Origin of the sequence: Chryseobacterium sp. VD8, assembly GCF_037149975.1 — a bacterium.
Taxonomy (GTDB): Bacteria; Bacteroidota; Bacteroidia; order Flavobacteriales; family Weeksellaceae; genus Chryseobacterium; species Chryseobacterium indicum.
The window spans coordinates 35,185-60,967 of record NZ_JBBCQL010000002.1 but is presented as its reverse complement, the minus strand read 5'-3'; the positions used below and the strand labels follow the sequence as shown (position 1 = coordinate 60,967).

The following is a 25,783-nucleotide window of genomic DNA, read 5'->3' as shown; positions in this document are numbered from 1 at the left end:
TCAAAAAATTTACAACGATTGTTAAAAATAATAACAGTAGATTTTTCTTCATGATTGATACAATTAATGTTTTTTTAGTTAAATCATTCTTTGTTTAAGACAATTAAAATTCAGAAAGGCTGTAGGACAGTTCTAATTTTTAGTGCATAAAAAAAGACTGATCATTACAATCAGTCTTTTTTCTTTTTATGTTGTTACAAATTCCTTAGAAAGGATATTCATAAATTTCAGATTCGTGTAGGTAAGGGTTACCTGTAGGGATCAGTTTAAGTTTAGATAGTGCTGAAAGCACAGTGAACATAAATAATCCAACTACGAATAAGATTGCTCCTAAGATCAGGATGAATACTTCAGGAGTTTTCCAGTATGGTCCTACAGTTCCCGGCATTACCATGTTGAAGTAATCTAAGATGTGACCACAAATTACGACTACTGCCATTGTTGTAACTACTTTGTAGTTTCTCTTGATGCTGCTGCTTACTAATACCAATAACGGTAATAAGAAGTTTACAATAAGCATTGGCAAGAAAGTAGGAGAGTAGTGCTGGAATCTTCCAAAGAAATAGTTAACCTCTTCCGGAATGTTTGCGTACCAGTATAACATGAACTGTGCAAACCATGTATATGTCCAAAGCATACTTGTCGCGAATAGGAATACTCCTAAATCGTGTAAGTGGTTATCGTTGAACTGTGGAAGGAATCCGTTTTTCTTTAAATAAACACTTAGAAGAATGATTACCGCAATACCACTTGAAAGACAGCTCACCATTGAATACCAGATATACATGGTAGAATACCAGTGTGGGTCAATAGACATCAACCAGTCCCAAGCCCATGCTGCAGAAGCAAAACCGAAAAATGCGATATATCCTACTGCCCATCTGTAAAGCATCTGATATTCTACTCTTGATTTTGTTTCGTCTACTTTTTTAGACTGAGCTTTCAGTTTCCAAGCGAAGAAAGAAGCTCCTAATACATAGATGAAAGTTCTTACTGCATAGAAAGGGATATTTAAGAAAATTCTTTTTTCAAATAAGATCACATCGAAATGAGCAGAATTTGGGTCTGTTAATTCCGGATCCATCCAATGGAAAAGGTGACCTTGGTGTGTGATGTTTAAAATCATTAAAATGATTAAAATAGCACCACCGTAAGGAATATAAGAAGCAATAGCTTCCATTACTCTTGTAATGATAATTGGCCAACCTGCGTGTGCAGCGTGCTGAATAGAATAGAAGAATAATACGCAGCAGCTTACTCCAAAGAAAAATACAGCTACAAAATGTATTGCCGCTAAAGGCTGGTTGTGAACCTGAAGAGTAGCATGCTCAAGGTGAGCTGCGTGATCCTGAGGTCCTACCATTTCACTAGAATGCGTAGGAGCTGTATGACCAGAAGCATGAACCGCTTCCATCATGTGTTCTATTTTCTCGGTACTGATTCCTTTATTCATAAAGAAACCAACAGCAAAAAGAACTAAACCTACAACAAGAAGGATTATAGAAGTTGATTTTAATTTTGGTGAAAAACTATACATTTCTTTTCTTATTTTTTAGTTTCGGTAGTCATCGTTTCAGATTTCGCAGGGGCAGCTGCTGTCGTAGCTGTTGCTGCTGTAGCCGCCGCCGCAGGTGCTGCCGCTCCTTTTTTGAAAGCATTCATCACATACATGGCAACTCTCCATCGGTCTCCGGCGTTTAGTTGTCCTGCATAAGATCCCATTGCGTTTCTACCGTTGGTTATTACATAATGAACAGATCCTACAGTAATATCTCTGTCTGCATAGTTTGGTACACCAGAGAATGCTCCGGACTGAACGATTGGTCCTTGTCCGTCTCCTCCGACACCGTGACAAGCTGCACAGGTTTTCTCAAAAAGACCTTTTCCTCTTTCGAGATCTTTTGCTGCGTTTGCAGGGTTTAAAGGAGAAGCTGTTACTGTTTTAGAAGCATCATAACCAGCATTGTATTCATCCGGTGTTTTTGGAAGTAATCCTTCTTCGAAAACACCATCTTTATTTTGAGCTACCGATCCTTCTACAGGAGAAAGACCTGTTGCAAAATTATTTTTAACAAAAGCGGGAATTTCATTTTCATGATCTGAATAAGCATCCTGAGCTTTCATCAATGGATCGTAAGCTACCGGAAAATACATATCCGGGAAATAGACCAGCGGAGTATTCTCTTTTGGTCCGCAAGAGTTAAGTAAAACTGTTGTTAAACCTAAAACTGCTGTAATTTTTAATACATTCTTTTTCATTTTAAGCATCTTTAACAGTTATTTCTTCAACTCCAGTCTCAATAAGCAACTGCTTCACAGATTCTACATCTTCAGTTACAAATTCCATTAAGAATTTATCATCCGTTGTTCTTGGATCCGGGTTTTGTGCAGGCGCTCCGGGATACATTTTGTTTCTTACCAAGAAAGTTAATGACATCATGTGCGCTGCGCAGAATACCATAAGTTCGAACATTGGTACTACGAAAGCTGGCATATTGTGAGCCCAGTCGAAAGCTGGTTTACCCCCAATGTTCTGAGGCCAGTCGTGGTTCATTACATACCATGTAAGAGTAGCACCGATCGTAACTCCATAACAAGCGTAGATAAAAGCGGCATCAGAAATTCTTGTTTTCTTTAACCCTAAAGCTTTATCTAGTCCGTGAACCGGAAACGGAGTATAGACTTCGTTTATTTTGATTCCTTTATCGTTGAATGCTTTAACGCCGTTCATTAAATCGTCGTCGTCCGCATAAAGTCCGTATACAATTTTAGTGGTGCTCATCTCCTTCTTTTGCTTTATAAGTTTCACCTGAGATTTTCAAAATCGATTTTAATTCAGCCTGTGCAATTACAGGGAATGTTCTTGCGTATAATAAGAATAATACAGAGAAGAACCCGATTGTTCCTAAATATACTCCCACATCAATGATTGTTGGCTTAAACATCGTCCAAGAACCAGGCAGATAATCTCTGGAAAGGTTAATTACGATAATGTCAAAACGCTCAAACCACATACCGATGTTGATAATTAATGCAACAATGAATGTCCAGATAATATTCGTTCTCAGTCTCTTGAACCAGAAAGAAGCAGGAACAACAAGGTTACAGATAATTAGTGACCAGAAAGCCCACCAGTAAGGTCCAACAGCTGCACCAGGAGAAAGATATGTGAAATCTTCAAATCTTGATCCTGAATACCATCCGATGAAATATTCAGTTGCGTAAGCTACAGTTACCATACCACCTGTTAAGATGATTACGATGTTCATAATTTCGATATGATACATAGTGATGTAATCTTCAAGGTGACATACTTTTCTTGCAACTAACAATAACGTCTGTACCATTGCGAATCCTGAGAAAATCGCACCGGCAACGAAGTAAGGAGGGTAGATTGTAGAGTGCCATCCTTTAATAACCGAAGTTGCGAAGTCAAAAGATACGGTAGTGTGTACAGAGAATACAAGTGGAGTTGCCAAACCTGCAAGAACCAAAGATAGTTCTTCGAATCTTTGCCAGTGTTTTGCTTTACCACCCCAACCGAATGCAAGGAAAGTATAAATTTTCTTAGTCCAAGGCGTTTTCGCTCTGTCTCTGATCATTGCAAAGTCAGGGATCAATCCCATGAACCAGAATACTGTTGATACCGAGAAATACGTAGAGATCGCAAATACGTCCCAAAGTAGAGGAGAGTTGAAGTTCCCCCAAAGAGAACCGAACTGGTTTGGTAAAGGGAATACCCAATATCCTACCCAAACTCTACCCATGTGAATTACCGGGAAGATTGCCGCCTGTACAACCGCAAAGATCGTCATCGCCTCTGCAGATCTGTTTACAGACATTCTCCATCTCTGTCTAAATAATAATAATACCGCTGAGATTAGGGTTCCGGCGTGACCGATACCAACCCACCATACGAAGTTAGTAATATCCCATCCCCAGTTAATAGTTCTGTTTAGTCCCCATGCTCCAATACCTGTTCCGATAGTGTAAGCGATACATCCGAATCCATAGATGAATAGAACTAAGGCTGCATATAATGAAATCCACCATAATTTACCTGCTCTTTCTTCGATAGGTCGTGCAATATCTTCCGTGATATCGTGATAAGTTTTGTGACCAATAATTAGAGGTTCCCTTATCGGAGCTTCGTAATGTCCTGACATTTTTTACCTATTTATTATTTAAACTTTATTTTTCTACTCTGTTTCTTACTTTAGTGTGATAGAACACATTTGGTTTTGTTCCGATCTCTTCCAGTAAATAATATCTTCTGTTTGAAGCATATTGCTTTCTCACTTCAGATTCTTTGTCATTCATATCTCCGAACTTGATTGAACCTGTAGAACAAGCTTTAGAACAAGCTGTCTGGAACTCTCCGTCCTTCACGATTCTATTCTCTTTTTTAGCTTCAAGAATAGTAGTCTGAGTCATCTGGATACACATAGAACATTTCTCCATAACCCCTCTAGTTCTTACCACAACATCCGGGTTCAGAACCATTCTTCCAAGATCGTTATTCATGTTGAAGTCGAACTTGTCATTCAGGTTATAAGTAAACCAGTTGAAACGTCTTACTTTATAAGGACAGTTGTTTGCACAATATCTCGTACCGATACATCTGTTATAAGCCATGTGGTTTTGTCCCTGCTTACCGTGTGAAGTTGCCGCTACCGGACATACAGTTTCACAAGGAGCGTGGTTACAGTGCTGACACATTACTGGCTGGAAGATTACATCCGGATTATCAGCCGGGTGATTCAATGCACCACCTTCTTTGTTGAAAGCTGTTCCGTATAATTCAGGAACTGCCATTCCTTCTTTCAATCCTTCGTATACTTCTACCTTCTGTCTTGCAGAGTAGTAACGGTCAATTCTTAACCAGTACATATCTCTGGACATTCTGATCTCTTCCTTACCTACAACAGGAACGTTGTTTTCTGCCTGACAAGCAATGATACATGCTCCACAACCAGTACAAGAGTTCAGGTCAATCGATAAGTTAAAGTGAGGACCATCGGTGTCATCAAATGCATCCCAAAGATCGATTTTTCTTGCAGGAAGTGCCCCACTGATGGTGTGGTATTCCAAAGGCTTATTCCATCCTTTGTGTTCATCATCAAATGCTACGTTTAAGAACTCAGCCAAAGGTACTTCTTTAGCGATTTCGTAACGTCCCATTAATGTATTCTGAAGCTGGATTCCTGCGAATTCGTGATCTTCTCCTGTTTTTTCGATCTTAACATTAGAAACTACTAAGTTAGAACCGTCAAATAAAGGATAAGCATTTACACCGGTGTCAGCTGTAGCTCCTGAGTTTTTCTTACCGTATCCAAGCGCAAGACCTACTGATCCGTCTGCCTGTCCCGGTTGTACGAATACAGGAACGTCTTTTATTGTTACTCCGTTTACAGTAAGGTTTACAAGAGAACCGTCTAACTGCATTCTCGCGTTAAGATCGTTATCAATACCCAATCTTTCTGCGTCTTTCGGAGACATTGTTAAGTAGTTATCCCAAGACATTCTTGTAATTGGATCCGGTAATTCCTGCAACCAAGGGTTGTTTGCCTGAGTTCCGTCTCCCATTGCTGTCTTCGTATACAATACCAATTCTAAATCTGAAGCTTTGAAACTTCCTAATTCAGCAACAGCCTGTGCACCGTTTCCTCCTGCGTACGATAATGTTGTCGCATTTGAAGAAGCATTGATACCGTTATATAAAGCTTTGTTGAAAGAAGTTGCTCCTAAGATAGAAGTGGCATTTGCCTTTAAATAATCATAATAATTATTAGCAGCATTGTTTTTACCATTTTTCCAAACCAATAAAGATTCTTCAATCTGTCTTGATTTGTATATTTTCTGGATCGTAGGCTGCATTAATGAATATACTCCTGTCTGTGGTTCAAGATCTCCCCAAGATTCAAGCCAGTTGGCTACAGGAATTACAGCTTTCGCTGCTTTATACATTTCATTTTTCTTATCTGCAACTGCAATTACATAAGGAACTTTAGATAACGATTTTTTGAAATCTTCTCCTTTGTGGTAAGAGTAAATAGGATCTACATTGTTTGCGATCAATACGCCAACCTGTCCTCCGTTTACCCATCCAAGGAATTCCTCGAATCTTGCTTTGTCAAAATCTTTTAAGAAGTTGGCTTTCCCGGTGAAAGCTACAGATCCTAATTTTTGGTTGATTAAGTGAGCTAAAACCTGAGCTCCTTTAGAACCATCAGCGAAAACAACTGCTTTGCTTCCTTTTGCCAATAATTCTTTTGCGATTTCAGATGCAGCTTTGTCAGAAGTACCACCACCAACGACCGCGTTGTAAACTTCAACTAAAGTCTTGTTTACCTGACTTGGTTTTAGCCTGATTCTTGAATCTGCGTTTGCTCCTGTTAAAGACATATTGGATTCAACCTGAATGTGTCTCAACATATTTTTTCCCGGAGTTCTTGCCACTGCGTAAGAAGATTCTAAGCCTCCTGCGTTGTAATCTCCTAAGAAATCAGCCTGGAATGCAACCACCAATTCCGTTCCTTTAAGGTCGTAAACAGGCAATGCTCTTGTTCCGAAAACTTCCTGAGCTGCGTCTAATGCTGCAGCATAAGGATAAGCATCATAGGTTACTAATTCCGCTGTAGGATATTTAGCTTTGAAATCTGCAAATAATTTTTTGAAAGTAGGAGAAGCAAAAGAATGGGATAATAAAACGATTCTTTTACCTGCAGCTTTAGCTTCTTCAAGTCCTTTGATAACGAAGCTGTCTACTTTGTCGAAAGTTTCGTCTTTTCCTTCAAATTTAGGCTGTTTTACTTTATCATTATCATAAAGAGAAAGTACACTTGCCTGAGCTCTTGCATTAGTTTTACCTAAATCTCCTGCTGCCGGGTTTGGTTCAATTTTGATAGGTCTTCCTTCTCTTGTTTTTACTAAAACACTTGCGAAATCGAAACCATCGAAATACGTCGAAGCGTAATAGTTAGGAATCCCCGGAATGATTTCATGCGGTTTTACCACATAAGGAATCGTTTTGATTACCGGAGCTTCACAGGCAGCCAATGTTACCGCTGCAGTAGAGAAACCTAATAGTTTTAAGAAATCTCTTCTTGAAGTAGCAGAACCGTTCTTTTCCGCATCATCAAGGAAATCTTCTACCGGAATTTCTTCCTGGAACTCTTTCTGAGCCAGCTTATTGTTTAAAGCCGGATCTTTAAGTTCGTGAATACTTCTGAATTGTATTTTGTTTGAAGCCATTTGATACTTCTAATTTTTAGTTATTAATAATGACATTTACCACACTCAAGACCTCCAATAGCATCTACCGTAATCTTACCACCATCTTTAGGGTACTGTTTTTTCAACTTGTCGTGTAGATTCTTGAAGTATTCTTTATTATAACCGTTGTTCATGTCAACTTCTGTAGTTCTGTGACACTCGATACACCATCCCATTGTAAAGTCGTTAGCCATCTGGACAACATTCATTGTGTCGATTTTTCCGTGACAAGCTTTACATACAACATCTATTTTGTTGTCAGGGTTCTTTTTGTTGAAAGAATTAATGATTGCCTGTTCACCTGCTACAACGTGCTGTGCGTGGTTGAAGTATACGAAGTCCGGCATGTTGTGGATTCTTGTCCATTCAACCGGCTGTGTTTTTCCTGTGTACTGTTGTTTTGCAGGATCCCAGCCTGTAGCCGCATAGATTTTCTGGATTTCTCCGTCATAGAAAGCCTTGTCTTTACCAGGCTCCATATAGTGCTGCGCATTATATTCAGAAATTGTTCTGTGGCAGTTCATACAAACGTTCATAGAAGGGATTTCAGATACTTTACCGTATTTTGCACTGGAGTGACATAACTGACAGTTGATTTTCTGTTCTCCCGCGTGGATTTTATGTGAGAAATAGATAGGCTGCTCCGGCTTATATCCTTTGTAAACCCCGATCCACATGATCCAGTTCCAGATTCCATAGGTTGCCAGAAGCGCAAGAATTGCAATTAATCCTTTTCCTACATAATGATATTTTGCATAGATTTCGCTGAAGGATTTAACTCTTGTTTCGTTAAGACCAGCTAAGTCTTCAGATTGCCCCAGTTTTACTAATTGTCTTAATTTTAATAAGATCCAAACCAATAAAGCAGCGATTGCTAAAAGAGAAATGATTACTACGTTTGTAGTTGTAGAGCTTTGAGGTGCAGCCTGTGCACCGTCTGTTGTGCCTGCTTGTGCAGTAGCATCCTTTTTAGGCTCTTCAGGAGCCGGAGGATTAGTTGTGTACGCTAAGATATCGTCTATATCCTTATCTGTAAGATTTGGAAAGACCTGCATCTCAGTCTTGTTGAATTTTTCGAAAATTTCATTGGCGTACTTGTCTCCAGAAGCTCTCAGTTCCTTGTTGTTTTTGATCCACTTGTGAAGCCAGTCTTTGTCTACACCACCCTCCGTCTTTACTCGTTCTACAACACCCTTCAGAGGTGGTCCTACAACTTGTTTGTCTAGTGCGTGACATGCAGTACAATTCGCTTTGAAAAGCTTTTCACCATTCTTAGGATCACCGTCCTGCCCGTAAATTGAAGCACTGGTCGATAGCAATAAGCCTATTGCGATCAACGTCTGTCTATAATGCTTTCTCCAACTAATCATTTAAATTATCTTATGTTAGTAAATATTGAACATTCAATCAATCCCGCAAAAATAATATATTTAACAGGAATTTAACGGTATATGGAAAGGGGAAAATGTCATTTCCTTTTAATTTGTAATTATTCTAAATAACCACGTTTGGTATAATTTTTTAATTTGTATAAATTTGCGGAAACAAGTTTAAATGAAAAATTTAATCAAAATAATTTCGGTGGTTTCTGTGCTTGCATTTTATGGTGTTGATGCACAACAGGTTGTAAAAAAAGATACTTTATCAGGAACAGAGCTCACTATAACGATGGATGCTAAGGTAAATACTGCTTTGGAAAGTATCGAAGATAAATGCTCCAAAACAGCTTCGTCAGTTCCTTTAAGAAGTGATGATGAGGATTATACTCCATCAAAACCTACTAAAATTTATGTTCCTAACAGAGAGCTTACCAACGCTGAAATATGCAGAAAAAACCCCAGAATTTTAGGCTTTAAAATTCAGATAACAACAGTGAAGAGTAATGAGGAAGCCAATGAGGTAAAAGCTTATTTCAGAAAGAGATTCCCTAACCTGAAGGTGGAAACAGATGCTTCTCTGAGACCGAATTATAAAATTCTGGCAGGAAGTTATTTCACAAAGCAAAGTGCAGCTTCCGATCTTTCAAAGGTAAAAGAATATTTTAAATCGGCGGTTGCGGTGCAGTACAGAATTTTCTGTGCGGAAGCAAAATAATTTAAAATTATCCATACAAAATAAAAAGCTGGGAAAAATTATTTCTCAGCTTTTTTGTTATGTTTATAAAATTTAATTTTTAATAAAATTTATTTAAAAACCAAAAGAATTCTGTCATTCTTAAATAGTTATTCGTGATAAGATAAGCAAACAGAATGATGAAAACAGCTGTTAAAAACGACAATACTTTTGGCGATTCTTTATAAGCAAAAAACAGCCATCCAATTAATAGAGGATAAATAAAAACGAAGTGACCTCCGTAGATGTAAGAAGTGTGGAGTCCGAAACGCATAACGCAGTGAATGATAACATCAAACAGGAATGAAATCATTAAAACCTGAACGAGTTTATTTCTGAAATTTTTAAAATAACTCCAACAAATCAATGTCAGTAAAACGGCAATAAAAATATAGGGAATCCATGATGAATAAACGGTCATTATAATCCCTTTGTAATGATAGCCGCTCATATTGTGTTTGTCGCGGATCAGGAAATTTGAAAACAGAATATTTCCGCCAAAAAAGTACGAAAGAATCATATCCCAGGTCGGCGTAGAATTTACATTGGAGAATTTTTCATACTGTTCATTGGTTTTGCTGAAGATGTTTTCGTAGTTGAAATTAATTCTGTTCAGATAAAGCAAAATGAAACATATGCAGGTAAAAACTCCTCTTAAAACTGCATTCCCGAGTTTTTTCCAGTCTTTAAAAAGGCTCTTTTCAAAAGCTACGGGTATGAAGACTTTTACAATATTTGTTACCGTTAAACCTCCTATGGTAATTCCTGAAAAAGCCAGTGCCAAAGCCGGAATTCTCTCTTCTTTTTTTAGTTTTATTGCGGAATAATGATTAAATAGCGTTAGAAAAAACAAGGTATAGGTAAAATTTTCCGGTGTAAAAGAAAGGAGAATATTCGTTGAAAATGCTCCGAAAAACAAAATTAATAAGATGCTTAAAGTTAAAGGAAGCCGGATAATATTCTTGAGATATTTAAACACCTGAAGAACGCTTAGGCTTACCGCGAGATTACTCATCCAGGCTAAAGCAAAACGAAAATTTCCATCCATTTTGCCATTAGAGAAAAGTAAAGCCAGTTCTCGGATCCAGTTAAAAAAATAATAGGAGAGCGGGTGTCTTTCAAAACTTCCGCCAGTCATTACAATAGATTTGTTATCGAAGCTGAAATATGCATCCCAAGGAATTCTTCCGTCAAAGATAATTTTGTGATGAATCGCAATGTATGATCCCATATATCCGTAAGCGACGAGAAAGAAAAGAAAAACAATAAGTTCAATTCCCGTTGACGGAAAAAGCAATTTAAAAAAGCCGATAAATTTTGTTTTGAATTTTGACACCTGCAAAAACTTTCTGCAAAAGTAAAATAAAAAACCCACCAATTCTGATGAGTTTTTGTATTGATTTTATGATTTTAAAATTAAGAACTGCAGGAAAGCATCGAGCATCCCGAAACGCCATCATAGCCGGAAGGTCTTTTCACTGAAAATTCAGGATAAATGGTGTGGTACGGATTTTCTAAAGCGTGAGTCAGTTTTGTAAGCAAATCGGTTTTACCGTTATTAATTTCTTCAATGCATTGATACAGCAGATAATTCCTAAGAATAAATTTAGGGTTGGTCTTATGCATTATTTCCAAAGATTTTTCTCTTGAAATAATATTTTTTTCTAACCTTGACTGATATGTTTTAATAAAATCGTCCAGTTTCGAAAGCTTTTCATCATTTAAAAATGTGTAAGAAACGTTTTCAAATTGTTGTCTGAGATCTTTTTGGTCATCATATTTTTCAAGCTCATTGAAAAATAAAGTGTAATCTAGCTGAAGATCTTGCATCAGACTTTGCCATGTTGTAAAAAATTTTTCATCGCTGGTTAGTAACTGATCAAAACCAAATTTTCTGCAAAGCATCCTGTCATGTGATTCCCAGAAATAGCTTCCGTAATCATTTAAAATATCTTCCAGAAATTTTTCATCTTTAATTAAAGGATGAAGTGCGTTTGCCAGTTGCCATAAGTTCCATTGGGAAATCTGTCCCTGTTTTCCGAAAGCATATCTTCTTCCGGGAAGGTCGGTGGTGTTTGGAGTGAAATTTAAATCGTATTCATCCATCATCGAATAAGGTCCATAATCGATCGTTAAACCTAAAATTGACATATTGTCGGTATTCATCACCCCATGAACAAATCCCACACGATACCATTCCACCATAAGATCTGCCGTTCTCCTGCACACATTTTCGAAGAAATCTTTGTACTTCTGGATCCCTTCCGAAGAAATTTCTTTAAAGTAATGATGAATGGTGTCATCTGCAAGTTCCTGTAATGTTTTATATTCCTGCTGAGCAGATAACAATTCAAAATGACCGAAACGGAGGAAGCTTTCCGCGATTCTTATGATTACCGCTCCTTTTTCCAGTTCCGGATTTCCACTGTACATGATATCTCTTACGACATCCTCTCCGGTAAATACCAGACTCAATGCTCTGGTTGTCGGAACTCCTAAGTGAAACATTGCTTCACTCATTAAATATTCTCGAACAGATGATCTTAAAACGGCTCTTCCATCTGCGTGTCTGGAATAAGGCGTTGCTCCGGCTCCTTTCCACTGTATTTCGTTTTTCTTTCCTGAATTGTTTTCAATTTCTCCGGCAAGAATGGCTCTTCCGTCCCCTAGTTGTCCAGCCCAGTTCCCGAACTGATGCCCTGCATAAGCGGTGGAATAGGTTTTGATATTTTCCGGTAGATGGGTTGCGGCAAGAAAATTAAGATCTTTATCCTCAAATTTTCCAAGTCCGATTTCTTCTGAAAGTTTTTCGTTGAAAGCAATTAATTCAGGGTTGTTAAAACCTACTGGCTCAACGGTGGAGAATAAGACTTTGGGCGTGTTTCTCTGTAGGGTATTACCTGAGAAATCTCCTGGAAATTTTTTTATAAAGGGTTGCAGTATATTTTCGATATTCATCCTTCAAAGGTATAAATTAAATACACAAGACCTTCCAAATGATTGAAAGGTCTTGTGTATTTCTAAAAAAGAATTTATTTATTATTGAAGTCTATGTCTTCCCCTGTATTCAGGTTTTCGTTTACATTTTCTTCTTTTTTACCCGGTGTTTTCGGTCCGCTTGGATCTGCCGGTTTCGGATTTTTAATCTCATCAAGCGTCTGTAATCCGCCATCATCTCCATAACCTGCTCCTAATCCTTTAAGGTTTGAACAGCCGTCTTTCCACTCCGAAGGTTTTACGAATTTATCATCTGGAGAGATTTTTAAGCTTTTATCTGCCCATACTTTCTTCATGTAGATTGCCCAGATTGGTAATGCCATTTTAGCTCCCTGTCCTTCTCCGGTTCCGTAGAAGTGGGTGGCTCTGTCTTCCCATCCAACCCATGCTCCGGTTGCCAGTTTCGGTACGATTCCCATAAACCAACCGTCTGAGTTGTTCTGGGTTGTTCCTGTTTTACCTGCAATTTCGATATCTTTTGAAATTCCTTTTCTTCCCAATTCCCCTGAAGCGGTTCCGTATTGTGCCACACCTTTCATCAGTTCGATCATGGTATAAGCGTACAGCGGATTCATCACTTCTTTAGGTTCTACATTTACTTCCTTAATTACGCGGCTGTTGGCATCTTCAATTCTCCAGATCATTTCCGGTTTGTTGTAGTTACCATAGTTTGCAAAAGTACTGTAAGCTCCAACCATTTCGTAGATGGTAATATCCGAAGCTCCTAGAGCCATTGGTAAACTTGTGGAGATTTCTTCTGTTACTCCCAAATCTCTCGCGGTTTGTATTACGCTCTGTGTTCCCGTCATTTCGGCAAGACGAAGCGCAACAGGGTTTTGTGAGTGCGCCAATGCATCTTTTAAAGTAAGCATTCCGCCTCTTCCCGGAACATGATAAGTTCCTTTGTTAAAGCTTGCATTAGATATCGTAGAACAAGGTGTTAAACCTAATTTCATAATTGCAGTTGCGTAAACGAAAGGTTTAAAGGTTGAACCTACCTGTCTTTTACCCTGCTTAATGTGGTCATATTGGAAATGCTGCCAATCGATTCCTCCAACCCATGCTTTAATTTCTCCTGTTCCCGGGATTACAGACATCAATCCGGCCTGCGCCACTTTCTTGTGCCATCTGATAGAATCCCAAGGAGACATTTCTACCTCTTCTTCTCCAGCCCACGTAAATCTTGATGTTTTAACAGGTTTTTTAAATTCCATTAGAATGGAATCTTCCGGCATTCCGTCCGCTTTAAGAAGCTTATAACGTCCTGTTCTTCTCATTGCCTGAAGCATCAGATCATTCACCTGCTTGTCATTCAGGTAATAGAACGGCCAGTTTTTTCTTCCTCTCTGTTCGGCATCAAATCTTTTCTGAAGATCCGTTAAGTGCTCTCTGATTGCCTCTTCTGCATATTTCTGCATTCTGGAATCAAGAGTTACATATATTTTTAAACCGTCTTTATAAAGATTTAATTTTTTACCGGTTTCTTTTTCGTAATCGTCAAGATATTTGTCGATTTCTTTTTTCAGATAAAACTTATAATATGCGGAATAGCCTTCTGTAATATTACTTATAGGATGAAAATCAACTGTAATTGGCGTTGCTGTAGCTTTATCAAAGGTTGCCTGATCGATATATCCTGTTTTCAGCATTTGATCCAAAACAACATCTCTTCTTGTTTTTGCTCTTTCAGGATTTCTGTATGGATTATTTTTTCTTGGATTTTCAAGCATGGCAACAAATGTTGCTGCCTCCGGTAAAGTAAGCTCAGAAGTTTTTTTATTAAAATAAATCTTCGAAGCCATTTCAATTCCGTTAGCATTAAATAAGAAATCAAACTTATTGAAATACAGTGTTATGATTTCTTCTTTCGTATATCTTTTTTCAAGACTTACGGCAACAACCCACTCTTTTAATTTCTGGAATGCTCTTTCAATTCTGTTTTGAGAAGCATTTCCAGTGAAAAGTAATTTTGCAAGCTGTTGGGTGATTGTAGAGCCACCACCTCTTTTACCTCCATAAGCTATAGCTCTCGCAATTGATTGTAAATCAATTCCGGAGTGTTCTTTAAAACGTTCATCTTCTTTAGCCTGTAAAGCATAGATTAGGTAAGGCGGAAGATCTTTATAAATAATAGGCTGCGTTTTTTCCTTTTCAAATTTACCCAAAAGAACTCCGTCTGAAGAGTAGATTTGTGAGGCGACATAAATGTCGGGATTTTCAAGTTCTTTTACATCCGGCATTTCTCCTACGAAACCTTGCGATACAGCAAAGAAAAGCCCTGAAATTCCTAAAACCAAAGCAAAGAATCCGATCCAGATAAATTTTACCCACCTTTTCCAGGTAGTATCTTTCTTTTTAGGTGGAAGAGGGAAGGTTTTCCCTTTATTCCCAGTATTTTGTTTGTTCACTTCCATTGATGATTACGGTTTAGCCGTTTCTATTTTTACTCCAATGTCTTCAATTCCCGTAAGGTTGTCGTTTCTCATTGCCTGAGTAAGACCGATTTCATATTTTCCCTTTGCCGGAAATTTATAATTCAGTTTATATTGAAACAAAGTTTCCTTTGTGTCCCCAAAACCTGTCCCGAGCCATTCTCCGTTAGGTTTTGCCAATACATAATTCAACGTATCGGTTTGCTTTTTCTTACTTTGAAGGTCGGTGAAATTGACGATGAACCTTATATTGCTGTAAGGATAATTGTCGTTATTTCTTACAACAAATATAATATTTTTCGGATTTTGAGGATCTGAAATTTCAAGATTAAATTTTTGTTCACTTTTCTTGTTCCATTTATTATCAACGGAATTCATAAAAACTTCTCCTTCGGTGGAAGAATTACAGCTAAAGAAAAGAATAAGTGTAAATAATCCTAAAATTTTACGCATTGTTATCTTTTTTTGGAGGAAACTTCTTTTTAAATTTCTTTTTATTCGGGTTTGGTTTTTTCTCAATTTCAGCGCCTGTAGTAGCAGCTTCTGCTTTTTCCAACTGGGCTTTCGGTTGTTGAGGCTTTTGCTGTCTCGGTTGGTTATTGTTAGAATTGGCTTTTGGGTTTTGTTGCTGTTTTTCCTGTCTCGGAAGCTTTTCAGCAGATTTTTCACTTCTTTCAGGACGTTCCTGTCTTTCAGGTCGGTTGTTGTTCTTCTTCTGACCTTGCTGATTTTGGTTATTCTGATTGTTGTTATTCGGTCTGTTCTGATTTTTATTCCTGTTTCCTCTGTTCTTCTTTTCGAAACGGTCTACATTATTTTCCTGAATCAAATCAATGCTTGCAAAAGGCGTTTCGGGCTGCTTAAGATCTTCCAGCGGAAGTGTTTTCTCGCCACGTTTATTTTTAGAAATCAGTTTTTTAACCAGATCTATATCAAAATCGTACCATGCAATTGAATTTTCTACATAAGCAAACCACATTTTCTTTTTGAAAACGTCGATTTTAATGCAGAAAGCTCTTCCTTTCTCGGTGTCCAAAGTGGTAGAAGAAGAAGGAAAATTACTTAAAGCATCCAGATAACTGTCGAGTTCATAATTTAGACAGCATTTTAGCTTACCGCACTGTCCGGCAAGTTTCTGAGGATTGATGCTAAGCTGCTGATATCTTGCAACATTGGTGTTTACGGATCTGAAATCCGTTAACCATGTGGAACAGCAAAGCTCTCTTCCGCAAGATCCGATTCCGCCTACTTTTGCGGCTTCCTGTCTGAAACCGATCTGTTTCATATCGATTTTTGTACGGAAAGCTCCGGCATATTCTTTAATCAGTTGCCTGAAATCCACACGGTTATCCGCCGTGTAATAAAAAGTAACTTTAGAGGCATCTCCCTGATATTCCACATCGGTGATCTTCATTTCAAGACCCAGTCTGTGTGCAATTTTTCGGGCTTCTATTTTTACGTTATCTTCTTTTTTTCTTGCTTCCTGCCAGACTTCCAGATCTTTCTGATTGGCCTGTCTGTATATTTTTAGTGCCGATTCTTCAGAACATTTCTTCTTTTTCATCTGAATCTTTACCAATTCTCCGGTGAGACTTACCACACCTACATCGTGTCCGGGACTCGATTCTACTGTTACTACACTACCTATATGTAACGGAATATTATTTACATTTTTATAAAACGATTTTCTGTCATTTTTAAATCTAACTTCTACAAAATCACATCGGTTCGGTGCGGGATTGTTGATGTTAGAAAGCCAGTCAAAAACACTTAATTTATAACTATTACCACAGGTATTTACATTTTCACAGCCATTCGCGGTTTTCTTGGGTCCGCAAGAATGTGCAGAATCGCCGGATGTCTTACATCCACAACTCATATATTATATATTTAATTTGCAAATTTATGATTTTTATCTTTATGAGGTCTAAAATAATCAAATATTCGGGAATCCCTTTGTTTAAAACTAAACAAAATGAAATGCAGATGAAATAAATCTGCTTAATCGTTTAATAATGATAATTTTAGATATGATCTTATTTAAAGTATTATTTTAAACATAATTTTCTTTTGCATTGACGTTTAAAATTTTATGATTTATTAACAGATGTAACCAAAATAATTTTATATTTGGGTTATATAATAATAGTCTATGAAAAAAATAGTAATATCAACAGCTTTATTGGCAGGCGTATTATCTTATGCAGGAGGCTTCAGAGTTTCTCTTCAGGGGGTAAAACAGTTGGCAATGGCTCATACCAGTGCACACGCTGAAGATGCAAGTGTAACGTTCTTCAACCCTGCAGGTATGTCATTTATTCCTTCAAAACTAAGTGTTGCAGCAGGTGGATTCGGTATCAATTCTAAAGTAACGTACCAGAATCTTTCAACACTGGAATCTTATTCTACAGACAATCCTATGGGAACACCTATTTACGCTGCTGTAGCTTATAAGGTTTTAGATAACCTTTCTTTAGGGTTTAACTTTTCAACACCATACGGTAGTTCTGTAAAGTGGCCGGATAACTGGGCCGGAAAGGAAATCGTGCAGAATATTGAGTTGAAGGCATTCTATTTTCAGCCAATGGTTTCCGTGAAATTATCTCCTTGGGTGTCCGTAGGAGCAAGTTATATTTATGCTAAAGGAACTGTAGACTGGACTAAAGCAGTTACGCAGTTAGGAGGTAATTTAAATCTAAAGGATGATAAAGCTTCTGGACATGGTTTTGGACTAGGCTTCTATTTCAGACCTGAAGAAAAACTTGATGTAAGTATTGCTTACAGATCACCGGTTTACATGAATGCAGATAAAGGAAAGGCTACATTTAATATTTCTCAGGCGTTGTACTCCTCAGTAAAGCTAGATGCTAACGGACAGGATAATTTTAAAGCAGTTCTTCCTTTGGTTGACGAATATACGATCGGGGTAACTTATAAAATAACTCCAAAATGGCAGGTTTCCGGAGATTTCAATTATTACGGTTGGGAAAAATACAATAAACTTACATTGGATTTTGAAAACGCATTGGCAGGAAATCAGGCAGATGATCCTACAAAAAATATAACACCTAAAAACTTCCATAATTCAAAAGCTTTCAGAATCGGTACTCAATATATGATAACTGATAAAATTGCTGGAAGACTTGGATATTACCATGACGAATCACCTTATGATAACGCTCATTTCAGTCCTGAAACACCGTCTTTCGATGCTAATGTGATGACAGGGGGGCTTGGATTTAAATTCAATAAGCTGGGTGTAGATGTTTCTGGAGCTTACAGTTTTCAAAAATCGAGAGATATAAGCAATGCATTTTATAATTTTTACGGACAGGCTAAAGCAAGAGCATTTTACTTTGGTTTAGGTTTGTCTTATAACGCATTTTAATTTTTAATCAAGAATTATGAAAAAAATATTAATTTCTACATTCGCTGTCTCAGCTTTATTACTAAATGTAAGTTGTGATACCGACTTTGATACTGATGTAAAGGACGTGGTGGTAACTTCCGGAGAAGCCAATTTTTCTAAATATGTATCTTTAGGTAATTCTCTTACATCGGGTTATAGAGACGGAGCGCTTTATTCGGACGGACAAAACGAATCTTATCCATCAATGATTGCAATGCAGATGAAGCTTGCAGGAGGAGGTGATTTCAAACAGCCTTTAATGCCGAATAATATCGGAGGGTTTAATAATGTTCCGGGATTTCCGGGGAAATTGGTTCTGAGCGTTGTGAATGGCTCTTTAACCCCAGTTGCTTCTGCTCCTGCAGCAGCGCTTGATAATATTTCTTCGGGAGCACCTTATCAGAATTTAGGGGTTCCGGGTGCAAAATCATTCCACTTAGGTCTTTCTAATTACGGGATGCTTAATCCTTTTTATGCAAGATTTTCTACCGGGGTAAGTCCTGTGGCAGCTGCGGTAGCTCAAAATCCTACATTCTTCTCTTTATGGATTGGAAATAACGATATTTTAAGCTATGCTACAAGTGGAGGAACGAACTCTACGACAACAGGAGGTGTTACAACTTATACACCTGCAGTATTTCAGAATGGGAATCTTAATCCGGCAACTTACGGATCTAATGATATTTCTGATCCAAATGTAGTTGCATCCAGTATCAACTCTTATGTAACGGCTCTTACGGCAAACGGTGCAAAAGGGGTAGTTGCCAATATACCAAGTGTAACAGCGATTCCTTTCTTTACAACGGTTCCTTACAATCCGTTAACTCCTGCTGCTTTAGGATCTAATCTTACTACGCTTAACACAAGCTTATACGGTCCGCTTAAGCAGGCGCTTACCGCTTTCGGTGCAGGAGACCGAATTAATCTATTATCGTCTACTTCATCAAACCCTGTTTTGATCAGAGATGTTTCTTTAACGAATTTGTCGGCTCAGCTTACTGCAGCACTTACGCCATCTTTAGGAGCTCCTACAGCTGCCGCTTTCGGACAGATCTACGGACAGGCGAGACAGGCAACCGCAGAAGATTATATCCTTCTTACAACGAGAGCAGTAATTGGTTCTACCAACCCAAATGCTCCGGCTTCAATTAATGTATATGGTATTTCTTATCCTTTAGAAAATCAGCATGTACTTTCAAAAGCAGAAGCAGCAAACGTAGTAACAGCTATGACAGCCTATAATACTGCCATTAAGTCTATTGCGGATACTAAAGGACTTGCTTTTGTAGATGCAAATGCTAAAATGGTAGAGCTTAATTCCCAATCCGGAATTTTGTATGACGGAATAAGATATACAGCAAAATTTGTAACAGGAGGAGCTTTCTCTCTTGATGGGGTTCACCTTACAGGAAGAGGGTATGCGATTATTGCGAATGAATTTATTAAAGCAATTAATGCTAAATATAAATCTACATTACCACAGGTAAATCCAAACAATTATTCAGGAGTAAAATTCCCATAATAAAAGGATAAATAAAAACTTAGAAACCACAGGAGCAATTCTTGTGGTTTTTTTTTAAATTTGCAAATCTTTAAAAAGTAAAAATGGCCGATCAGTTAAGTTATCTATTTTCTACAAGGACGAGTAAGGACTTGGCAGAGAAAATTGCCCAAAATTATGGGAAAGAATTAGGAAAAATCAACTTTCAGACATTCAGCGACGGAGAATTCGAACCTGTTTTAGACGAATCCGTAAGAGGGGGAAGAGTTTTCCTTATTGGATCTACATTCCCGCCGGCAGACAATTTATTAGAACTTCTTCTGATGATTGATGCTGCTAAAAGAGCTTCTGCTAAAAGTATTACCGTGGTGCTTCCATATTTCGGGCTTGCAAGACAGGACAGAAAAGACCAGCCAAGAGCTCCAATTGGTGCTAAATTGGTGGCAAACCTTTTAACCGCTGCGGGAGCTACAAGAATTATGACGATGGATCTTCACGCAGATCAGATTCAGGGCTTCTTTGAAATTCCGGTAGATCATCTGTATGCTTCTACTATTTTCGTAGATTACATCAGAGATCTTAATTTAGCAAATCTTACCATCGCTTCTCCGGATATGGGAGGTGCAAAAAGAGCCAAAAACTATGCAGGTCACCTTGGTGCGGATGTGGTAATTGCTTATAAGGAAAGAAAAAAAGCAAACGTGGTGGAAGAAATGTTCCTTATCGGGGATGTGGACGGAAAGAATGTTATCCTTATTGATGATATGATTGATACTGCCGGAACGCTTTGCAAAGCTGCAGACATCTTAATGGAAAAAGGGGCAAAATCTGTAAGAGCTATGGCAACGCACGGAGTACTTTCAGGAAAGGCTTACGAAAATATTGAGAACTCAAAATTATTGGAAGTTATTGTAACTGACTCAATTCCTGTGAAAAATAATTTGTCATCTAAAATAAAAGTGCTATCTTGCGCCCCATTATTTGCGGACGTTATGAAGATGGTTCACGAGCATCAGTCGATTAGCAGTAAGTTTGTTATTTAACTGATATTTAGAGGTTTGCAAATTTAATTTGAAACAATTTTTTAAATTTTTTATAAATGAAATCTATTACAATTCAAGGTACAAAAAGAGAAAGCGTGGGCAAAAAGTCTACAAAAGCTTTACGTGATGCTGAATTAGTTCCTTGTGTTGTTTACGGAGGTGAAGCTCCTTTGAATTTCTCTGCTACTGAGAAATCTTTCAAAGGTTTGGTATACACTCCTGAAGCACACACGGTATCTATTGAGGTTGATGGTCAAACAATTCCGGCTGTTCTTCAGGATATTCAGTTTCACCCGATTACAGACAAAATTCTTCACGCAGATTTCTATCAGTTAGCTGACGATAAGCCAGTTATCATGGAAGTTCCTGTAAGAATTACAGGTCGTTCTAAAGGTGTTGTAGCTGGTGGTGTTCTTCGTCAGTCTTTCAGAAAACTGAAAGTAAAAGCAATCCCTGCCAACTTACCGGATGAGATCGTTGTAGATGTTACTCCTTTAAGAATTGGTAACAAACTTTATGTTGGAGGTATCAAAACTGAAGGATACTCTTTCATGCACCCGGACAACGCAGTTGTAGTAGCTGTTAAGATGTCTAGAAATGCAATGAAAGGAGGTGCGGCAGCTATGGATGATGACGATGAAGAAGAAGTTGCAACTGAAGAAGGAGCAGCTCCTGAAGCTACAGAAGCAGCAGCAGAATAAGAATTTCTTATTGAGATATAGAAAACCTGTCAATTTTTTGACAGGTTTTTTTATGACTAAAAGGTAAATATGATGAGTTCAAATCTTGGTTAATCTTTTATAAGTGAAACGCCTTTGTATATCTTAAAAGCTGAATTCCTGATAATTGAATCGCTTTGTTTAACCATTGTGTTCAAAATAACAAATTTATTTAAATCATTTCAGAGCTATCACTCGCTGAGTGAACGCCCTTGCAAACCAAAAATGTCTACAATAAAATGAAAATTCTCAGCGATCTTAGCATTAAAAGTAAAAAGAATATTTCACATCGAATTTTTCTATCAACCAACAACAATCAACTCTCAGCTACAATCCGAAAAAAAGCCGTAAATTTGAAGGGTTCTAAATAAGAACAGTTTAATTAAAAAGTTAATAAATGTTTGACATTCAGGAAATCAGAAGTCAGTTTTCTATATTAGATCAGAAAGTGAACGGTAAACCATTGGTTTATCTGGATAATGCGGCGACCTCTCAAAAGCCAGATTCCGTTTTGGAAATCTGGAATAAATATTACACAGAAATCAATGCGAATGTACATCGTGGAATTCATACATTAAGCCAGTTAGCGACTGAAGAAATGGAGCTTTCAAGAAGAAAAATCCAGAAACTCATCAATGCTGAACATGATTTTGAGGTAATTTTTACCAAAGGAACGACAGAAGGAATCAATTTGATCGCCTATATTTTAACCCAGAAATTAAAAAAAGATGATGAAATTATCATCTCTTATCTGGAACATCACTCCAATATTGTTCCGTGGCAGATGCTTTGTGAAAGAACAGGAGCGAAGCTAAGAGTAATTCCTATGGATGAAAATGGAATTCTTCAGCTTGATGTATTTGAAACATTTCTGAGTGAAAAAACAAAGGTAGTTTCCGTTAATCAGGTTTCCAATGCATTAGGAATTATCAATCCGATCGAAGAAATCATTGCCAAAACAAGAAAGAATACCAATGCTTACATCGTTATCGACGGAGCTCAGTCTGCGCCTCATTTTACTCTTGATGTTCAGAAAATGGATTGCGACTTTTTTGTTTTTTCAGGACACAAAATGTATGCTCCGATGGGAACCGGGATTCTGTACGGAAAACAGGAGATTCTTGAAGATCTGCCTCCATTTCACGGAGGAGGAGAAATGATTGCCACGTGTTCTTTTGACGGAACTACTTACGCAGGTCTTCCTTTTAAATATGAAGCAGGAACACCCAATGTTGGTGGGAACATTGCTTTGGGAGCTGCCGTAGATTTTATTCTGAAAGTAGGGCAGGAAAATATTCAGAATCATGAAAATGCTTTGCTGGAATATGCCCAAAAACAGCTTTTGGAACTGGAAGGAATTAAAATTTATGGGGAAAAAGCCAACAGAACAGGAGTAGTTTCTTTCAACCTTGAAGGAATCGGAATTGCTTCGGATGTTGGAATGATTCTGGATAAACTGGGAATCGCCGTAAGAACGGGACATCACTGTACACAGCCAATTATGAATTTCTTCAATATCGCGGGAACCGTAAGAGCGAGTTTCGCTGTTTACAATACATTCAGTGAAATTGATGCTTTGATAGAAGGAGTGAAAAAAGCACAGAAAATGCTAAGTTAGGCTTAGGCTTTTTTTAATACAAAACGGTCAGATAAATTTCTGACCGTTTTCTTTTTGTATGTAGTCTTAATTGACTTCCGAATCGCACATTTCCATCGGAACGAGACATTTTGTAGAAAGGCAGGGATTTCCGCTTGGGATCTGAAGGCAGCACGCATGATATCCGTTATATGTGATATGATACGTATTCGCAGGACAGGTATGACCCCCTAAAACCTGCTTTAAATTTTCTCTCTGAATTTTTTTTAGATTTTTCATAATACTTTGTTTTATAGTTGTTTGTAATAAGTCACTAAAATATGAAAAATTATTTAAATAATATTTTTAATTAATTTTAAAAAATAATTTCTTACGGTGTAACCTTTTTCGTTTTTAATTGTCTTACTAATAGAAACAAATAATTATGAAGCTTTTGTTCGGAAATAAAAAAGATGATTTGTTGAGCCGCCTCAAGAGGCAGGAACCGGCTGCGCAGAAAGTTTTTTATGATCAGAATGTAAAGAAATTTCTGAGCATCAGCAGAAGTTATGTTACAGACTTGTATCAGGCAGAAGATTGTGTTATCAAAGCGTTCTGTAAAATTTTTAAAAGTATTGAAACTTTCAGAAATGATGGAAGTTTTGAAGGGTGGGCGAGAAGAATTGTCGTGAATGAATGTCTGAATTTTATTAAAAGCCGCAAAACCGTTTTTTATCTGGACGACATCAGTCAGTCTTATCTGGAAGAAATTTATGAAGAAGATGTCACTTTTGATTTCAATGCGCAGGAACTTCTGGATCAACTTCCGGATGCGTATAGAATGGTCTTTAACCTTTATGTTCTTGAAGATTATTCGCATCAGGAAATTGCAGATACTTTGCAGATTTCAGTTGCGGTAAGCAAAACACAATTATTTCGGGCAAAAGAAAAAATGAGAAAAATTTATTTTCAACAACAAAAAGCACTGAAAAATGAACACTACTAAAAATAATATAGAACATTATATCAAAAAACAGATTTCAGGAAGAGAAATTACTCCTTCTAGAAATTTGTGGTCTGAAATTGAAGCCCAGTCAGAACGAAAAAACTCAAAAACAAAAATGAATTGGTATTTGGTGGCGGCTTGTCTGGTTTTAACGTTCAGCTTGGGAGCAGTTCTGTTTTTTAATAAAGAAAGTAAAGGAACCGAAAGATCTACAGTAATTGCTGAAATTAAAAATTCAGATATTCAGCATAAAACTCAGGAACAAACAGTACAGTCTCCTGAAACTTCAGATTCGAAACAGAAAGAAGCTTTTGCGGCAGAAAATATTCAGGCTGAAAAAAAGAATGAAGCTGTAAAGTCACAAATTATTGTAGAGCAAAAACAAATGCCTTTAACAAAAGAAAACGCTCCTGAAATTATTGCCAATATTTCTAAAACCGAGCCTGAAAAAATTATAGCAAAGTCAGATTCGGTAAAAACTGAAGGGAAAAGAAAAAGATATGTTGATCCTTCCACATTACTTTTCTCGGTAGAACATAAAGACGTTATCGAAAAAACCAAAGAAAGCAATGTAGCAACCATTGATCTGAACGGAAAATAATACTTCAAATTTTTAACAACTAAAAAAATAATACTATGATTAAAAAAATGATCATGATGGGACTATTGTGCCTTTTATCAGGTACAGCCTATTCTCAGAAAAATCTTACCTTAAATCTTCAGCCTAAAGAAGATACGGAAGTAAGCCCGATAGTAAAAGAAAAAGTAGATGAATACGCCCGAAAAATTGATTCAATTATTCAGGAAGAAAAAAAGCTGATGGAAGCAGAGCTGATGATTCTTCAGGCTAAAAATCTGGATAAAGCTGAATTCGACAAACAAAAGGCGGTTATTGCCGATCGTTTTTCGGAAAAAATTGATCAGCGAATTGAAGAACTCGGTTTTGATCTGGATTCTGTGATTCAAAAGCAGGTAAGATATTCTCTTCTGAATTCTGATGTAACTTCCAACGAAGAAATTAAAGAAAAACTTCTAAAGAAATTCCGTCCGACTAAGAACTTCACCGCCTATTTTTCTTACGGAGCCATGATGCTCACCAACAATAAAGCAGATAATGATCTGGATAAAAACTTAGGATACGCGGGAAATCTTGAATTTGGGCTGAAATTCAATTATCAGTTCAGCAGAACCAGTCATTGGGGATTAATTTCCGGACTTGGATTTTCATGGAGAACCTTAAACATTGATAATAACAGGTTTTTTGCCAAAGACATGAATTCGGATGTTTATCTTTCGGCGTATGATAAAAATTTAAGCAAAAGCAAATTGCGGACAGGCTACGTTATCGTTCCTTTGGGTTTACAGTATAATTTTTCTAAACTGAAAAGTGCAGGAATGGATGTCCAGTACAGAGATTATCAGAAAGGTTTTAAAGTAGGTGCCAATGTTTATGGAGGAGTAAGAATGTCTACTAATAACATTATTAAAGGCGAAGAAATCAGCCAGAGAGAAAGAGGGAATTATCAGGTGAATCCTTTCATTTACGGAGCGCAGTTTACCGTTTCTTACAGCGATTTTAGCATTTTCGTGAAGAAAGATTTCGGCAATTTTTTCAAGGATAACCAATTTGAAAATGACAAAGCTCTGGTTATTGGCCTTGCTTACAAATGGTAAAAACACGTAACATTCATATATAACAGGAAACCGCAGGAC

The 25,783-nt window shown here is 37.4% G+C and carries 21 protein-coding genes; 9 read left to right on the top strand and 12 right to left on the bottom strand.

Annotation, left to right across the window (positions count from 1 at the left end; all coding sequences use genetic code 11):
* Nucleotides 1–205 precede the first annotated feature (205 nt).
* From WFK35_RS00520 to WFK35_RS00495, 6 genes are read right to left on the bottom strand one after another with little or no spacing between them, the layout of a single operon-like run.
* Nucleotides 206–1,537 carry a quinol:cytochrome C oxidoreductase gene (locus tag WFK35_RS00520; protein WP_336730867.1) on the bottom strand — a complete coding sequence of 444 codons (1,332 nt, stop codon included), beginning with the start codon at nt 1,535–1,537 and terminating at the stop codon, nt 206–208.
* Between the two features lie 8 nt (nt 1,538–1,545).
* Nucleotides 1,546–2,268, bottom strand: coding sequence for a c-type cytochrome (locus WFK35_RS00515; protein WP_336730866.1), 723 nt, complete (start codon nt 2,266–2,268; stop codon nt 1,546–1,548).
* Nucleotides 2,261–2,782 (bottom strand): DUF3341 domain-containing protein, encoded by a 522-nt coding sequence (locus WFK35_RS00510; RefSeq protein WP_076393898.1) that lies wholly within the window; start codon nt 2,780–2,782, stop codon nt 2,261–2,263. Before WFK35_RS00510 ends, WFK35_RS00515 begins: the two co-directional genes overlap by 8 nt.
* Complete coding sequence (gene nrfD / locus WFK35_RS00505; protein WP_027381049.1) at nt 2,769–4,166, bottom strand: NrfD/PsrC family molybdoenzyme membrane anchor subunit; 1,398 nt, start codon at nt 4,164–4,166, stop codon at nt 2,769–2,771. Before nrfD ends, WFK35_RS00510 begins: the two co-directional genes overlap by 14 nt.
* A gap of 25 nt (nt 4,167–4,191) precedes the next feature.
* Nucleotides 4,192–7,254: a TAT-variant-translocated molybdopterin oxidoreductase gene (locus tag WFK35_RS00500; protein WP_336730864.1), complete on the bottom strand. Its 3,063-nt coding sequence runs from the start codon at nt 7,252–7,254 to the stop codon at nt 4,192–4,194.
* 23 nt (nt 7,255–7,277) lie between these two features.
* Nucleotides 7,278–8,645 (bottom strand): c-type cytochrome, encoded by a 1,368-nt coding sequence (locus WFK35_RS00495; protein ID WP_336730863.1) that lies wholly within the window; start codon nt 8,643–8,645, stop codon nt 7,278–7,280.
* A 184-nt stretch (nt 8,646–8,829) separates the two neighbouring features.
* Between WFK35_RS00495 and WFK35_RS00490 the strand changes: the two genes are divergently transcribed.
* Nucleotides 8,830–9,369: an SPOR domain-containing protein gene (locus WFK35_RS00490; RefSeq protein ID WP_336730861.1), complete on the top strand. Its 540-nt coding sequence runs from the start codon at nt 8,830–8,832 to the stop codon at nt 9,367–9,369.
* Between the two features lie 79 nt (nt 9,370–9,448).
* Here WFK35_RS00490 and WFK35_RS00485 read toward each other — a convergent pair whose 3' ends face one another.
* The 5 genes from WFK35_RS00485 to WFK35_RS00465 form a co-directional block, all read right to left on the bottom strand.
* Nucleotides 9,449–10,723 carry a DUF6080 domain-containing protein gene (locus WFK35_RS00485; protein WP_336730860.1) on the bottom strand — a complete coding sequence of 425 codons (1,275 nt, stop codon included), beginning with the start codon at nt 10,721–10,723 and terminating at the stop codon, nt 9,449–9,451.
* Nucleotides 10,724–10,803: 80 nt separating this feature from the next.
* The gene (locus tag WFK35_RS00480) at nt 10,804–12,345 is read right to left on the bottom strand and encodes a protein adenylyltransferase SelO (protein ID WP_336730858.1); all 1,542 of its coding nucleotides are present in this window, start codon (nt 12,343–12,345) and stop codon (nt 10,804–10,806) included.
* Nucleotides 12,346–12,419: 74 nt separating this feature from the next.
* Nucleotides 12,420–14,798: a penicillin-binding protein 1A gene (locus WFK35_RS00475; protein ID WP_336730856.1), complete on the bottom strand. Its 2,379-nt coding sequence runs from the start codon at nt 14,796–14,798 to the stop codon at nt 12,420–12,422.
* Nucleotides 14,799–14,804: 6 nt separating this feature from the next.
* A complete protein-coding gene (locus WFK35_RS00470; protein ID WP_336730855.1) occupies nt 14,805–15,269 on the bottom strand; it encodes a gliding motility lipoprotein GldH in 465 nt (154 codons plus the stop codon).
* Entirely contained in the window at nt 15,262–16,695 is a 1,434-nt protein-coding gene (locus WFK35_RS00465; RefSeq protein ID WP_336730854.1) for a PSP1 domain-containing protein, read from the bottom strand. Before WFK35_RS00465 ends, WFK35_RS00470 begins: the two co-directional genes overlap by 8 nt.
* Before the next feature lie 273 nt (nt 16,696–16,968).
* Between WFK35_RS00465 and WFK35_RS00460 the strand changes: the two genes are divergently transcribed.
* The 5 genes from WFK35_RS00460 to WFK35_RS00440 all read left to right on the top strand — a co-directional run bounded on the left by WFK35_RS00460 (nt 16,969) and on the right by WFK35_RS00440 (nt 23,106).
* Nucleotides 16,969–18,204: an OmpP1/FadL family transporter gene (locus WFK35_RS00460; RefSeq protein ID WP_336730853.1), complete on the top strand. Its 1,236-nt coding sequence runs from the start codon at nt 16,969–16,971 to the stop codon at nt 18,202–18,204.
* A 16-nt stretch (nt 18,205–18,220) separates the two neighbouring features.
* The gene (locus tag WFK35_RS00455; protein ID WP_336730851.1) at nt 18,221–19,747 is read left to right on the top strand and encodes a G-D-S-L family lipolytic protein; all 1,527 of its coding nucleotides are present in this window, start codon (nt 18,221–18,223) and stop codon (nt 19,745–19,747) included.
* Nucleotides 19,748–19,830: 83 nt separating this feature from the next.
* On the top strand, nt 19,831–20,769 hold the full coding sequence (locus WFK35_RS00450) for a ribose-phosphate pyrophosphokinase (protein WP_214587636.1): 939 nt from the start codon (nt 19,831–19,833) through the stop codon (nt 20,767–20,769).
* 56 nt (nt 20,770–20,825) lie between these two features.
* Entirely contained in the window at nt 20,826–21,470 is a 645-nt protein-coding gene (locus WFK35_RS00445; protein WP_336730850.1) for a 50S ribosomal protein L25/general stress protein Ctc, read from the top strand.
* A gap of 415 nt (nt 21,471–21,885) precedes the next feature.
* Nucleotides 21,886–23,106, top strand: coding sequence for an aminotransferase class V-fold PLP-dependent enzyme (locus tag WFK35_RS00440; RefSeq protein ID WP_336730849.1), 1,221 nt, complete (start codon nt 21,886–21,888; stop codon nt 23,104–23,106).
* Between the two features lie 66 nt (nt 23,107–23,172).
* Here the strand turns inward: WFK35_RS00440 and WFK35_RS00435 are convergent, their stop codons facing one another.
* Nucleotides 23,173–23,364 (bottom strand): bacteriocin-like protein, encoded by a 192-nt coding sequence (locus WFK35_RS00435; RefSeq protein WP_087708149.1) that lies wholly within the window; start codon nt 23,362–23,364, stop codon nt 23,173–23,175.
* A gap of 145 nt (nt 23,365–23,509) precedes the next feature.
* On the opposite strand from WFK35_RS00435, the gene WFK35_RS00430 reads away from it, so the two are divergent.
* From WFK35_RS00430 to WFK35_RS00420, 3 genes are read left to right on the top strand one after another with little or no spacing between them, the layout of a single operon-like run.
* Nucleotides 23,510–24,070, top strand: a complete 561-nt coding sequence (locus tag WFK35_RS00430) for an RNA polymerase sigma factor (RefSeq protein WP_336730847.1) — start codon at nt 23,510–23,512, stop codon at nt 24,068–24,070.
* Nucleotides 24,057–24,671, top strand: a complete 615-nt coding sequence (locus tag WFK35_RS00425; protein WP_336730845.1) for a hypothetical protein — start codon at nt 24,057–24,059, stop codon at nt 24,669–24,671. The genes WFK35_RS00430 and WFK35_RS00425 overlap by 14 nt, the downstream gene beginning before the upstream one ends.
* A 35-nt stretch (nt 24,672–24,706) precedes the next feature.
* A complete protein-coding gene (locus WFK35_RS00420) occupies nt 24,707–25,744 on the top strand; it encodes an outer membrane beta-barrel protein (protein ID WP_336690246.1) in 1,038 nt (345 codons plus the stop codon).
* The last annotated feature ends 39 nt before the right edge of the window (nt 25,745–25,783 follow it).

Bases quoted from the DNA above. Each gene is read 5' to 3' on its own strand.
- WFK35_RS00520 (WP_336730867.1), bottom strand. From the start codon at position 1,537: ATGTATAGTTTTTCACCAAAATTAAAATCAACTTCTATAATCCTTCTT.
- WFK35_RS00515 (WP_336730866.1), bottom strand. From the start codon at position 2,268: ATGCTTAAAATGAAAAAGAATGTATTAAAAATTACAGCAGTTTTAGGT.
- WFK35_RS00510 (WP_076393898.1), bottom strand. From the start codon at position 2,782: ATGAGCACCACTAAAATTGTATACGGACTTTATGCGGACGACGACGAT.
- nrfD (WP_027381049.1), bottom strand. From the start codon at position 4,166: ATGTCAGGACATTACGAAGCTCCGATAAGGGAACCTCTAATTATTGGT.
- WFK35_RS00500 (WP_336730864.1), bottom strand. From the start codon at position 7,254: ATGGCTTCAAACAAAATACAATTCAGAAGTATTCACGAACTTAAAGAT.
- WFK35_RS00495 (WP_336730863.1), bottom strand. From the start codon at position 8,645: ATGATTAGTTGGAGAAAGCATTATAGACAGACGTTGATCGCAATAGGC.
- WFK35_RS00490 (WP_336730861.1), top strand. From the start codon at position 8,830: ATGAAAAATTTAATCAAAATAATTTCGGTGGTTTCTGTGCTTGCATTT.
- WFK35_RS00480 (WP_336730858.1), bottom strand. From the start codon at position 12,345: ATGAATATCGAAAATATACTGCAACCCTTTATAAAAAAATTTCCAGGA.
- WFK35_RS00475 (WP_336730856.1), bottom strand. From the start codon at position 14,798: ATGGAAGTGAACAAACAAAATACTGGGAATAAAGGGAAAACCTTCCCT.
- WFK35_RS00470 (WP_336730855.1), bottom strand. From the start codon at position 15,269: ATGCGTAAAATTTTAGGATTATTTACACTTATTCTTTTCTTTAGCTGT.
- WFK35_RS00465 (WP_336730854.1), bottom strand. From the start codon at position 16,695: ATGAGTTGTGGATGTAAGACATCCGGCGATTCTGCACATTCTTGCGGA.
- WFK35_RS00460 (WP_336730853.1), top strand. From the start codon at position 16,969: ATGAAAAAAATAGTAATATCAACAGCTTTATTGGCAGGCGTATTATCT.
- WFK35_RS00455 (WP_336730851.1), top strand. From the start codon at position 18,221: ATGAAAAAAATATTAATTTCTACATTCGCTGTCTCAGCTTTATTACTA.
- WFK35_RS00450 (WP_214587636.1), top strand. From the start codon at position 19,831: ATGGCCGATCAGTTAAGTTATCTATTTTCTACAAGGACGAGTAAGGAC.
- WFK35_RS00445 (WP_336730850.1), top strand. From the start codon at position 20,826: ATGAAATCTATTACAATTCAAGGTACAAAAAGAGAAAGCGTGGGCAAA.
- WFK35_RS00440 (WP_336730849.1), top strand. From the start codon at position 21,886: ATGTTTGACATTCAGGAAATCAGAAGTCAGTTTTCTATATTAGATCAG.
- WFK35_RS00435 (WP_087708149.1), bottom strand. From the start codon at position 23,364: ATGAAAAATCTAAAAAAAATTCAGAGAGAAAATTTAAAGCAGGTTTTA.
- WFK35_RS00430 (WP_336730847.1), top strand. From the start codon at position 23,510: ATGAAGCTTTTGTTCGGAAATAAAAAAGATGATTTGTTGAGCCGCCTC.
- WFK35_RS00425 (WP_336730845.1), top strand. From the start codon at position 24,057: ATGAACACTACTAAAAATAATATAGAACATTATATCAAAAAACAGATT.
- WFK35_RS00420 (WP_336690246.1), top strand. From the start codon at position 24,707: ATGATTAAAAAAATGATCATGATGGGACTATTGTGCCTTTTATCAGGT.